The following is a 12,466-nucleotide window of genomic DNA, read 5'->3' on the forward strand; positions in this document are numbered from 1 at the left end:
CCGGTGGCGGGGGTGGTGGTGGCGTCCGGGCTCGGCGAGGTGGTGGGGGTGGTGGCACCGGTGCCGGGCGCCGGGGTGGTGCCCGGGGCCGGGGTGACCGGGGCGGCCGTGGTGGGGTCGACCGGGGTGGTGCCGGGCACCGTGGTGCCGGGCAGGTCGGTCGGCAGGCCGCCGGGCCGGGCCGGGGCGGCGGGCGGCAGCTCACCGGTGGTCCCGGTGGTTCCGGGGACGGCGGGGGTCGCGGAGGGTTCCAGGTACGGCAGCACGAAGTGCGGGACGTACCCGCCGTCGCCCCGGACCGGGGTGGACGCGTCGAGGCTGGGCACGCCCGGGTCGGCGGCGGGCGGGGTGTCGACCACCGGGGCGGGCAGGCCGGCCGCCGGGCCGCAGGTGGGCCACAGGCTGGAGCCGCGGGCCGCGAGCAGGCGCTCGGCCACGATGATCTGCTGCTGCGGGGTGGCGTGGTCGGGCTGCGCGGCGAACTCGTCGCCGCCGTACGCGGCCCAGGTCCGCAGGGTCAGACCGAGGCCGCCGTACGTTCCGGTGCCGGGGTTGCCGTGCCAGTCCCCGTCGGTCTGGCACTGGGCGACCGCCTGCCAGGTGTCCGGCGCGACGGCCGGTGCCGCGTGCGCGCCGGTCGCGGTGAGCAGCGGGAGCGCGAGGCCGACCCCGGCGACGCCGGCGGCCGCGACGGCCCGGTCGGCCTGGGTGGGACGGCGGTGACGCCCGGAACCCGAAAACACCATCAGTTATCCCTCTCCGCACGCCTGCGAGGTGAGCTGTCGGGTTCGGGCCGGGAGGTGGCCCGGCCGCGCGTCGGGCGCGGCTTCACCCCGAGCCGATGGGGGTCGGCGCAATAACCTGGGTCCCCCGCCCCTGCCCAGGGTGTCCGGTCGTCCCGGTGGCGCGGTGGGCAGGGTTGGGCGTGCCGCGTTCCGGGCGCCCGCAGCGGCGGGCTGCCTGGGAGATTAGAGGGATCAACACCTCAATAACAAGCCTGCATACCGAGCATCACACAATCATCACGGTTGACTTCGGGGCCCTCGGCGGGAACCACATGCGGCGCGTGCCGGAACCGTCCGCGACCTGCAACGGAGGTTCGGTGACGCACGGTCGGCGGGCCCCGCGCGGGCCGCTCCTCGAATGATTGGGAAACTTTCCTAACCGAAGTCATTGACCGTGCTCGTTCAGGCGTCGATTCTGAACGGTACTCAGGCCCCTCCTCCCCCGGGGAGCCCAGGCCGAGCGCTGTGCACTCCCGGACCCCCACCCCCGCTGTGAGGAGAGAGATGAGCACGCTCTCACGCAGGTCCGTCCTCGGCGCGGCCCTCGCCGGCGCCGCCGCCGCGCTACCGTCCACCGCCCGGGCCGCCGCCCCGGGTCCACCGCCCACCGCCCCGGCCGCCGCCGGGTCCGGCCTCTCGGTCGACTCCTGGCACCTGCGCTGGTCGCCCTCGGCCGCGGCCGACGGCCTCGCCGCCTTCGAGACCGTCGAGGACGACCGGGCCGGCTCGCACCCCGCCGGACACCCGCACATCCGCACCGAGGGCGACGCCTTCCGCTGGGACATGCACCTGGTCGACCGCGACTCCATGACGGACCGCCAGCGCCAGGAGGTGACCGGCATGCGGACCGGCCCCGGCTCCTTCCTGGAGTGGAAGCCCGGCCAGACCTGGCGCGCCGCCTACGCCCTGTTCATCCCCGGCTCGCTGCGGGCGACCACCTCCTTCACCCACATCATGCAGCTCAAGCAGCCCGGGGACGGCACCTCGCCGATCCTGGTCCAGTCGCTGCGCCGGGTCTCCGGCACCCCGACCGTCGAACTCCAACTGCCCGTCGCCGGGGTCCTGGTCGGCCGGACCCCGCTCGAGCCGCTGCACGACCGCTGGATCGACGTCGACCTCCAGGTCAGGGTCGGCGACGGGACGTCCGGTTCGGTGCGCTGGATCCTGCGCAGCGCGGGCGCCGTGGTGACGGACGTGACCAGGACCGGCGTCGACACCTTCCTCGCCGACCGGGTACGGCCCAAGTGGGGGATCTACCGTTCGCTCGGCGACACTTCCGGATCCCTGCGCGACTGCCACCTGCTCACCACCTCGATGCGCGGTTACCAGCTGGTGTCCGGGTCGAGCGGCGTCTACCGGGCCGAGGAGGCCCGGCTCTCGCAGGGCGTCCTGGACACCGGGCACCGCGGCTACACCGGCGCCGGCTTCGTCAACCTGTCCGACGCCGCCGGCAGCCACGCCGAGTGGACCCTGCACTCGGCCGCCGCGGCGAGCGCCACGCTGACCGTGCGCTACGCCAACGGCACCGCCGCCGGCCGCCCGATGGACGTCACCGTCAACGGCGCGCGGGCCGCCGCGGTGTCCTTCCCGCCCACCGCCGACTGGGACACCTGGGCCGCCACCTCCCTGCCGGTCGCCCTCCGGGCGGGCACCAACACGGTCCGGCTCACCGCCACCGGCGCGGCCGGCGGCCCCAACCTCGACCGGATCGAACTCCGCTGACCCGAAGGACCGACCACCCGTGCAGATCTCCCACCGCAGCCGGCCCCGCCGCCGCGCGGACCCCGTACCGGTCCACCGGGACCGTCGTCCGGCACCAGGGCCGAGGAGTCCCCGATGAAGCACCTGCACAGCATCGGCGCCGCAATGGCCGCCGCCGCCCTCCTGACGGCCACCACGGTCGGCGCCGCGCCGACGGCCTCGGCCGCCGCCACCCGGTACGAGGCCGAGTCCGCGACCGTCACGCTCGGCGCGGTGGCGTCCGACCACCGCGGCTACTCGGGCACGGGCTTCGTCAACGGGGACAACGTGATCGGCAGTTCGGTCGACCGGCCCGGCGACGTGGCCGTCAACGGGACGGTGGTATCGGCCGCCCGGTCCTTCCCGTCCACCGGGACCTGGGACGACTGGGCCACCGCCACGGTGACCGCCGCGGTGGACGCCGGCGCCAACCGGGTGCGGCTGACCTCGACCAGTGCCGCCGGCCTGCCCGACCTGGACAGCCTGGACGTCGAACCGACCGCGCCCAGCGCCGATTACCAGGCCGAGGACGCCGCGCTCACCCGGGCGGCCGTCGCCACCAACCACACCGGCTACACCGGCACCGGGTTCGTCGACTACACCAACGCGGCGGGCTCGGCCGTCGAGTTCACGGTGAGCGCCACCGCGGCCGGCACCGCCCCGCTGGCCTTCCGGTACGCCAACGCGGGCACCACCGACCGGCCGATGGACATCGCCGTCAACGGCACCGTGGTCGCCGCCGGCGTCTCCTTCCCGTCCACCGCCGACTGGAACACCTGGGCCACCAGGACCGTCGGCGCGCCGCTGCGGGCCGGTTCCAACACCGTCCGGGCCACCGCCGTCACCGCGTCCGGCGGCCCCAACCTGGACCGGCTGCAGGTCGGCACCGCGGCCGACACCACCGCCCCGACCCGCCCCGGCACGCCGTCCTGCTCCGGCCTCACCCCGAACGCCCTGACCCTGTCCTGGGGCGCCGCCACCGACGACGTCGGCGTCAGCGCCTACGACCTCTACGAGCACGGCAACAAGATCGCCGAGGCGCCCGGCACCGCGACCGGGCAGCGGCTCACCGGCCTCGCCCCGGGCACCACCTACACCCTGGCCGTGGTCGCCCGGGACGCGTCCGGCAACGCCTCACCCGCCAGCGTCGCGACCGAGTGCACCACCCCGGCCGGCTCCGACCCGCCGCCAAGCCGGCCGGGCACCCCGGCCGTCTCGGCGGTCACCTCCACCGGCGCAACCCTCAGCTGGGCCGCCTCCACCGACGACCGGGGCGTGGTCGGCTACCAGGTCCGAAGCGGCGCCGCCGTACTGGCCACCGTGGCCGGCACCCCGCCCGCCACCACCACGGCCGTCACCGGTCTCGCCTGTGACGCCCCGTTCACCCTGACGGTGGTCGCCGAGGACACCGCGGGCGGCTGGTCACCGCCGTCCGCCCCGGTCTCCTTCACCACCGGCGCCTGCCGATCCGACGGCGGCGTCCCGGGCTCCCCGTCCGTGCTCTCCAGCGGCTGGACCGTCCCCTGGGGCATCGCCTGGCTGCCGGACGGCAGGAGCGCGCTGGTCACCGAACGGGACAGCTTCAAGGTCTTCACCCTCACCACCGGCGGCACCCGCACCCTGGCCGGTACGGTGCCCGACGCCGTCACCACCAACGGCGAGGGCGGCCTGCTCGGGGTCGCGGTCGACCCCAACTGGTCGGGCAACCACTACGTCTACTTCATGCACACCGCGGCCGAGGGCAACCGGATCGTCCGGATGACCTGGACCGGCACCTCGCTCGGCGGCTACACCGTGCTGCTCCAGGGCATCGGCAAGAACCAGTACCACAACGGCGGCCGGCTCGCTTTCGGCCCGGACGGCTACCTCTACGCCTCCACCGGCGACGCCGAGACCCCCGCCGACGCGCAGGACAAGAACTCCCTGAACGGCAAGATCCTGCGGCTCACCACCGCCGGCCGGCCGGCCCCCGGCAACCCGTTCGGCAACTACGTCTACAGCTACGGCCACCGCAACCCGCAGGGCCTCGCCTTCGACCGCAACGGCCGCCTGTGGGAGGCCGAGTTCGGCAACGCGAAGCGGGACGAGCTCAACCTGATCAAGCCCGGCGCCAACTACGGCTGGCCGACCTGCGAGGGCGACTGCACGGTCGCCGGCATGACCAACCCCAAGGCGAGCTGGCCGGTCGACCAGGCCTCGCCGAGCGGCATCGCGATCGTCCGCAACGTGGTCTACATGGCCGCGCTGCGCGGTGAGCGGATGTGGCGGATCCCGATCAACGGCGACTCGGAGAGCGTCTCCACGCCCACCTCGTACTACGTCGGCACCTACGGCCGGCTGCGCACGGTCGCCAAGGTGCCGGGTGCGGACCAGCTCTGGCTCACCACCACCAACGCCGACAACAACGGCGGCGCGGCCGACGGCGCGGACAAGGTCTTCCGGATCGCGATCGGCTGACCCGGCGTACGCGCCCGCGGGGGCGTGGGGGGAGCGCGACGGCTCTCCCCGCGCCCCCGGGTCAGTTCCCGGCCTCGGCCGGGCCGTCCGGCCGCTTCTCGGCGTGGGGCTGCTTGAGCTTGCGCCAGACGGTCTCCAGGGCCTGGATGTCCGTCTCGTCCAGGAGCCCGCTGAAGACCGGCCGGAGGATCTCCCGGCGGGCCGCGTCCGCCTCGGCGAAGGTCCGCCGACCGTGCTCGGTCAGCGCGATCCGCACCGAACGGGCGTCGGAGGGGGAGGGGCTGCGGGCGACCAGGCCGCGGGCCGCGAGCGCGTCCACCACCCGGGAGACCTGGCTGCGGCTGAGCATGGTGCGGGCGCCGAGGTCGGAGGCGGCCACCGGCTCCGGCTGGCCGTTGAGCCAGAGCATCACCTCGAACCAGGACATCGGCAGGCCGTGGGTGCGGGTCAGCTCGCGGTCCACGTGCGCGGCCAGCGTGGTGCCGGCCCAGACCAGGCCGTAGAAGGCGTGGTCCTGGTCGGACAGGGGCCCCAGGGAGAGCTCGGCGCGCGTCATGACCGCATCGTACTTGCTTGCGTGTGCGCGCACACAGTATTAGTGTGTGTGTACACGCAATCGGCTGGGATGACCGACCTCAGCCGGTCGACCGCCCTCCGACCCCGAACGAGGTACCCCCATGTCCAGCACCGCCCCCCGCGACGCCGCCACGCCGAACCGGACCGTCCTGATCACCGGCTGCTCGTCCGGCATCGGCCTGGCCGCGGCCGTCGCCGCCGCCCGGGCCGGCTGGCTGGTGGTCGCCACCATGCGGGACCTCACCCGCTCCGGCGCCCTGGAGCGGGCCGCCGCCGAGGCCGGCGTCGCCGAGCTGGTCCAGGTGCGGCAGCTGGACGTGACCGACCCCGCGTCGGTGGCTGCCTGCGTCGCCGGCGTGATCACCGAGCACGGCCGACTGGACGCGGTGGTCAACAACGCGGGCGCCGGCCACCTCGGCACCATCGAGCAGGAGACCGTGGCGGACGTCCGCGCGGTGATGGAGGTGAACTTCTTCGGCGTCGTGGAGGTCACCCGCGCCGCCCTGCCCCACCTGCGGGCCTCCGGCGGCCGCCTGATCGCGGTGAGCAGCGTCGGCGGCGTGGTCGGCCAGCCCTTCAACGAGGCGTACTGCGCGGCCAAGTTCGCCGTCGAGGGCTTCCTGGAGTCGCTCGCCCCGGTGGCCGCCGCCCAGGGCGTCGGCGTGACCCTGGTCGAGCCCGGCGCCGTGGCCAGCGAGTTCGTGGCCAACGTCGGCGTCGACCTCGAGGCCGTGCTGGGCGCCGCCGGCCCGTACGCCCCGGCCCTCAAGGGCTACCTCGACCGCACCACGGCCGCCTTCGCGAACGGCGCGCAGTCCGCCGAGGGCGCCGCCGCCACCATCGTCGACGCGCTCGGCGCGGACCGTCCGGCACTGCGGGTGCAGACCTCCGAGGCCGCCCGGGCCTTCGTCGGGCTCAAGCTGGCCGACCTCGACGGGTCCGCCGTGCTCGGCGCCACCACCACCTGGGTGTCCTGAGTCCGGACCGCCGCCGGGGGCCCGCTCAGCCCCCGGCACCCGCGGGCGCCGGGTCGGGCTCGGGCCGGTCGCGCTCGATCTCGCTCTCCCGGACCAGCCACAGGGCCAGCACGGCCCCCGCGAAGCTGAGCACCGCACCCATCCACAGCACCGTGTTCAGGCCGGACAGGAACCCCGCCCGGGCGGCGTCCACCACCGCCCCGCGGACCGGCTCCGGGAACGCCGCCACCGCCTCGTCCAGCGCGCCCGAGGAGGCCGCCTCGACCAGCTGCCGGGGCCGCCCGCCCTCGGCGGCCGGGGTCCCGGCGGCCAGCTCTCGGACCCGCTCGGTGCCCCGGCCGACGAACACCGCGCCCCAGACCGCGATGCCCACGGCGATGCCGACCTGCCGGAAGGTGTCGTTGATGCCGGCGGCCATCCCGCTGCGCTCCTTGGGGACCACGCTCACCGCCACGTCCGCGATCACCGGGTTGATCAGACCGACCCCCGCGCCCGCCACCACGAAGCCGCTCAGCAGGGTCGACCAGGTGTCGCCGGCCTGGATGCCGCCCATCAGCAGCAGCCCCGCGCCGACCGCCGCGAGCCCGATCCCGAGCAGCAGCCGGGCCTGCACCCGGGACAGCAGCGCCCCGGCGACCGGCGCGACCAGGAAGCTGAGCGCCGTGATCGGCAGGTACCGCACGCCGGCCGCGAACGGCGACAGGCCGAGGTAGTTCTGCAGGTACAGGGTCAGATACAGGAACAGCGCGAACAGTGAGCCGGAGACCGCGAACGCGGCCAGCTGCACCCCGGTGAACGCCCCGCGCCGGAACAGCGTCAGCGGCAGCATCGGTTCCGCCACCCGCAGCTCGATCACCACGAACGCGGCCATCAGCAGCGCCGCGCCGACGAACAGCGAGACGATCAGGGCGCTGCCCCAGCCCTCCGCGTTGCCCCGTACCAGCGCCAGGACCAGCAGGAACAGCGAGAGCGAGAAGGTCACCACGCCCGCCCAGTCGATCCGGGTGGCGTTGGGGTCGCGGCTCTCGCGCAGCTTCAGGAAGGTGACCAGCAGCGCCGCCGCCCCGATCGGCAGGTTGAGGTAGAAGATCGACTCCCAGCCCAGCCAGTCGGTCAGCGCGCCGCCGACCAGCGGGCCGACCGCCACCGCGACCCCGATGGTGGCCCCGTACAGGCCCATCGCCGTGCCGCGCTCCCGTCCGGCCGGGAACTCCTGGGCGACCAGGGCCAGCGACACCGCGAACATCACCGCGCCGCCGACGCCCTGCAGCGCGCGGGAGAGGTTGAGGAAGGTCGGGTTGGGGGCCAGGGCGCACAGCAGCGAGGCCACCGAGAAGATCACCAGTCCGGCCGCGAAGGTCCGCCGCCGCCCGAGCCGGTCGGCCAGCGAGCCGGCCGTCAGCACCAGCGCGGCCAGGGTCAGCGCGTACGCGTCGAACACCCACTGCAGGTCGGTGAAGCTGGCCCCCAGGTCGCGGCGGATCGACGGCAGCGCCACGTTCACGACGGTGATGTCCAGCAGGAGCATGAAGGTCGCCACCGAGACGGCGATCAGGGTCCACCACTTGCGTTCCACGGAAAGCCCCGCTCCTTGTCCCCGGCCGTTGCCCCGACCGCCCGGGTCGGGTCGCCCCGGCGTCCGGTGGCCGCCGCTGTGGAATCCGACGGTACGCACCGGCGCGCGCGCCGGGCGCGGGACACGAGCGGGCCCCGGGGTGATTCCGCCGCCCGCCCGGCCGCGGAACCGCCGGCCGCGGAACCGCCGGTCGCCGGGACTGCGGGGCGACCGGAGCCAGGACGGGCCAGTATGGGAGGAAGGCCGGGCGGGCGACCCGACGGCCCGGATCGAGGTGGTTGCGTGGACACGTCAGGGCCGGCGTCCCCGCGGCCCGGACGCGATGGCGCCGAGCCGGCGACCGAGGACGGCCTCGACACCCTGGCCCGGATCCTGCGCCGGGCGGCCACCGGCCCGCTGGACGCCCAGCTCGGCGGGCTCTACCTGCGGTCGGCCGACGGCGACCTGCTGGAACTCGCCCTCACCCTCGGGGCCGCCCGGCAGTTCACCCGCCCCTGGCACCGGGTCGGCCTGTCCGCCCCCATCCCGGTCGCCGACGCCGTCCGCGGCGACCACCTGGTCTGGATCGGCGGCCCCGACGCGATGGCCCGCCGGTACCCGCGGGTCGCCGTCGCCATGCCGTACGCCTTCAGCCTCGCCGCCGCCCCGCTGACCGACGGCACGGCCGGCTACGGCGCACTGTTCCTGCTCTGGCCGGCCTCCCACCCCGCGGAGCTCTCGCCGCAGGAGAGCCGCGACCTCACCGACCTCACCGCCCTCCTCACCGCCGAACTCGCCCGCGCCGACCGGGCCGGCCACCCGCTGCGGCCACGCCGCAGCCCCCTCGCGGTCACCACCGCCGACGGCCCGGCCGACCCGCTCGCCCTCGCGCTCGCCCGGCTCCCCGACGGCCTGTGCGGCCTGGACCTGAACGGCCGGATCGCCCTCGTCACCCCCAACGCCGCCGCCCTGCTCGGCGAGAGCGCCGACCGGCTGACCGGCGAACGCCCCTGGTCCGCGCTGCCCTGGCTGCGCGACCCGGTCTACGAGTATCACTACCGGGCGGCCGTGATCGGCGGTACGTCCACCTCCTTCGTCGCCCTGCGGCCCCCCGACCACTGGCTGACCTTCCAGCTCCACCCCGACGCCACCGGCCTCACCGTCCGGATCACCCCCGCCGCGGACGGACAGCACCCCACCGGCCCCCGGCCGGACGCCCAGCCCGCCGTCCACCCCCGACCCGGCGCGCTCTACCACATCCTCCACCTGGCCGGCGCGCTCACCGAGGCGGTCAGCGTCCAGGACGTGGTCAGCATGGTCTCCGACCAGATCGTCCCCGCCTTCGGCGCCCAGGCCGTCGCCGTCCTGATGGCCGAGGCCGGCCGGCTGCGGATCGTCGGCCACCGCGGCTACCCGCCCGGCCTGGTCGACCAGTTCGACGGCACCGCACTGGACGAGTCCACCCCCGGCGTCCAGGCCGCCACCAACCCGGTGCCCGCCTTCTTCGAGAACCGCACCGAACTCGAACGGCTCTACCCCGGCCGCCACGAGACCCAGGACGGCATGGCCGCCTGGGCGTACCTCCCGCTGGTCACCTCCGGCCGGCTGATCGGCACCTGCGTGCTGGCCTTCGCCGAACCCCACCACTTCGGCGTCGAGGAACGCGCCGTCCTCACCTCCCTCGGCGGCCTGATCGCCCAGGCCCTCGACCGCGCCCGCCTGTACGACACCAAACTCGGCCTCGCCCACGGCCTCCAGGACAGCCTGCTGCCCCGCGCCCTGCCCACCGTCCCCGGCCTGGAGAGCGCCGCCCGCTACCTGCCCGGCACCGAGGGCATGGACGTCGGCGGCGACTTCTACGACCTGGTCCCCATCGACCGGGACACCGCCGTCGTGGTCATCGGCGACGTCCAGGGCCACAACGTCAACGCCGCCGCCCTGATGGGCCAGATCCGCACCGCCGTCCGCGCCTTCGCCACCGCCGACGCCGACCCCAGCACCGTGCTCGCCCGCACCAACCGCCTGCTCACGGACCTGGACACCACCCTGCTCGCCAGCTGCGCCTGCCTGCGGGTCGACCTGGCCCGGCGGGAGGCCTGGCTCGCCGACGCCGGCCACCCCGCACCGCTGCTGCGGCGCCCCGACGGGCAGGCCGAGGTGCTGGAACCGCAGAGCGGCCTGGTGCTCAACGTCGACCCCGCCGCCGAGTACCCGCTGACCCGGATCGGCCTGCCGATCGGCACCACCCTCGCCTTCTACACCGACGGCCTGATCGAGACCCCCGGCGCCGACCTCGACCTGGCCCTCGCCGCGCTGTCCGACGAACTCGCCCGGCACGGCGACGAGCCGCTCGCCAGCCTCGCCGACACCCTGATCGGCCAGGCCCGGCGGGCCGAGCACCGGACCGACGACATCGCCCTGCTGCTGATCCGATCCGTCCCCCGCTGAACCCAGAGCCGGACAGGAGGTTGCGCCATGGCACCGCCGCCGCTGCTCGCCGTGCGCGGGATCTCCAAGCGCTTCGGCGCCGTCCAGGCGCTGAGCGAGGTCGACCTGGAGGTCGCCGCCGGCGAGGTGGTGGCCCTGGTCGGGGACAACGGCGCCGGCAAGTCCACCCTGGTCAAGGCCGTCTCCGGGGTCCTCGAACCGGACAGCGGGGTGATCGAGTGGGAGGGCCGGCCGGTCGGCCTGCGCCGCCCGGCCGACGCCCAGGACCTGGGCATCGCCGCCGTCCACCAGGACCTGTCCCTGTGCGACAACCTCGACACCGTCGCCAACCTCTTCCTCGGCCGCGAACTGCGCCGCTTCGGGATCCTCGACGAGGTCGGGATGGAGAAGCGCGCCCGCCGCCTGCTGGCCGCCCTGTCCATCCGGATCCCCAGCCTGCGGGTCCCGGTCGGCTCGCTCTCCGGCGGCCAGCGCCAGAGCGTGGCCATCGCCCGGGCCCTGATCGGCGGACCCCGGATGGTCATCCTGGACGAGCCGACCGCCGCCCTCGGCGTCGCCCAGACCGCCCTGGTGCTGGAACTGATCGAGCGCCTGCGCGAACGACGCCTGGGCGTCCTGCTGGTCAGCCACGACCTGGACACCGTCCGCGCGGTCGCCGACCGGGTGGCGGTGCTGCGCCTGGGGTGCAACGGCGGCGTCTTCGACACCAAGTACGCCACCCAGGAGCAGATCGTCTCCGCCGTCACCGGCGACCACACCATGGCCGTCACCCTGCAGCAGAGCCTGCTGCCCCGGGGCCTGCCCGACCAGGGCGCCCTCGACGTCGCGTACCGCTACCTGCCCGCCCAGGACGGCGTCGGCGGAGACTGGTTCGACGTCATCCCGCTGGCCGGCACCCGGGTCGCCCTGGTGGTCGGCGACATCGTCGGCCACGGAATGCACGCCGCCGCCTCGATGGGCCGGCTGCGCACCGCGGTGCACAACTTCTCCATGCTCGACCTGCCCCCCGACGACCTGCTCGCCCACCTCGACGACCTGGTCGCCCGGATCGACAAGGACGAGTCCGCGGCCGGCGGCGCCGCGCTCACCGGGGCGACCTGCCTGTACGCCGTCTACGACCCGGTCTCGCGCGGCTGCGAACTCGCCAGGGCAGGCCACCTGCCGCCCGCCCTGGTCCGGCCCGGCGGCGCGGTCGAGTTCCTCGACCTGCCGGCCGGCCCGCCGCTCGGCCTCGGCGGCCTGCCGTTCGAGACCGTCCGCCTGGAACTGCCCGAAGGCAGCCACCTGGTCCTCTACACCGACGGCCTGCTGGAGAACCGCCGCCGCGACATCGACCTCGGGCTCGAGCAGCTCAGGGCCGCGCTGGCGGGCGACGGCGGCCGCACCCCGGAACAGGCCTGCGACGCCGTCCTCGACGCCCTGCTGCCCACCCAGCCGACCGACGACGTCGCCCTGCTGGTCGCCCGCACCAAGGCCCTGCCCGCCGACCGGATCGCCTGCTGGGAGGTCCCGTTCGGCCCGGCCGCGGTGGCCGGCACCCGGGCCGACGCCGGCCGCCGGCTGGCCGACTGGGGGCTGGAGGAGCTGTCGTTCACCACCGAGCTGATCCTCAGCGAACTGGTCACCAACGCCGTCCGCTACGCCTCCGGGCCGATCACCGTCCGGCTGCTGTTCGACCGCACCCTGATCTGCGAGGTCTCGGACACCAGCAGCACCGCCCCGCACCTGCGCTACGCCGCGGACTCGGACGAGGGCGGCCGCGGCCTGTTCCTGGTCGCCCAGTTCGCCGAGCGCTGGGGGACCAGGTACACCGCCGAGGGGAAGATCATCTGGGCGGAGCAGCCGCTGCCCCGCGGCTGAGCGGCGCTCCGCGGTGCCGGCCGCACGCGCCGCGGACCCGCCGACGGACCGGGAAGGGTCCGGCGGCG

At 75.1% G+C, this 12,466-nt stretch carries 7 protein-coding genes, 3 pseudogenes and 1 riboswitch; of the genes and pseudogenes, 7 read left to right on the top strand and 3 right to left on the bottom strand.

All coding sequences use genetic code 11. From position 1 onward, the window contains the following. Window positions 1-746 (bottom strand): transglycosylase family protein (locus tag AA75_RS34560; RefSeq protein ID WP_051813972.1); only part of this gene is annotated, 746 nt, incomplete at its 3' end. A 4-nt stretch (window positions 747-750) separates the two neighbouring features. Further along, window positions 751-905, bottom strand: a riboswitch (cyclic di-AMP (ydaO/yuaA leader). A gap of 384 nt (window positions 906-1,289) precedes the next feature. Here AA75_RS34560 and AA75_RS34565 point away from each other — a divergent pair. The 3 genes and pseudogenes from AA75_RS34565 to AA75_RS53815 form a co-directional block, all read left to right on the top strand. After that, window positions 1,290-2,120 (top strand): annotated as a pseudogene (locus AA75_RS34565) (hypothetical protein); the annotation flags it as partial. Beyond that, a complete protein-coding gene (locus tag AA75_RS52765; protein ID WP_233289318.1) occupies window positions 2,100-2,507 on the top strand; it encodes a carbohydrate-binding protein in 408 nt (135 codons plus the stop codon). The pseudogene AA75_RS34565 and the gene AA75_RS52765, both read left to right, overlap by 21 nt. Window positions 2,508-2,621: 114 nt before the next feature. Continuing rightward, window positions 2,622-4,982, top strand: a complete 2,361-nt coding sequence (locus AA75_RS53815; RefSeq protein WP_082527049.1) for a PQQ-dependent sugar dehydrogenase — start codon at window positions 2,622-2,624, stop codon at window positions 4,980-4,982. Window positions 4,983-5,043: 61 nt separating this feature from the next. On the opposite strand, the gene AA75_RS34575 is transcribed toward AA75_RS53815, so the two are convergent. Further along, window positions 5,044-5,538, bottom strand: a complete 495-nt coding sequence (locus tag AA75_RS34575) for a MarR family winged helix-turn-helix transcriptional regulator (protein ID WP_051813973.1) — start codon at window positions 5,536-5,538, stop codon at window positions 5,044-5,046. 121 nt (window positions 5,539-5,659) lie between these two features. Here AA75_RS34575 and AA75_RS34580 point away from each other — a divergent pair, with 121 nt between their 5' ends. After that, a complete protein-coding gene (locus AA75_RS34580) occupies window positions 5,660-6,535 on the top strand; it encodes an SDR family oxidoreductase (RefSeq protein ID WP_051813974.1) in 876 nt (291 codons plus the stop codon). Between the two features lie 25 nt (window positions 6,536-6,560). Here the strand turns inward: AA75_RS34580 and AA75_RS34585 are convergent, their stop codons facing one another. Next, window positions 6,561-8,111, bottom strand: a complete 1,551-nt coding sequence (locus AA75_RS34585; protein WP_051813975.1) for an MFS transporter — start codon at window positions 8,109-8,111, stop codon at window positions 6,561-6,563. Between the two features lie 282 nt (window positions 8,112-8,393). On the opposite strand from AA75_RS34585, the gene AA75_RS34590 reads away from it, so the two are divergent. The 3 genes and pseudogenes from AA75_RS34590 to AA75_RS52785 form a co-directional block, all read left to right on the top strand. Then, the gene (locus AA75_RS34590) at window positions 8,394-10,538 is read left to right on the top strand and encodes a SpoIIE family protein phosphatase (RefSeq protein WP_233289317.1); all 2,145 of its coding nucleotides are present in this window, start codon (window positions 8,394-8,396) and stop codon (window positions 10,536-10,538) included. A gap of 27 nt (window positions 10,539-10,565) precedes the next feature. Continuing rightward, a pseudogene (locus AA75_RS52780) lies at window positions 10,566-11,069 on the top strand (ATP-binding cassette domain-containing protein); the annotation flags it as partial. 213 nt (window positions 11,070-11,282) lie between these two features. Then, a pseudogene (locus AA75_RS52785) lies at window positions 11,283-12,398 on the top strand (SpoIIE family protein phosphatase); the annotation flags it as partial. Window positions 12,399-12,466 lie beyond the last annotated feature (68 nt).

It is taken from the genome of Kitasatospora sp. MBT63 (assembly GCF_000710465.2).
In the GTDB taxonomy this organism is placed as follows: domain Bacteria; phylum Actinomycetota; class Actinomycetes; order Streptomycetales; family Streptomycetaceae; genus Kitasatospora.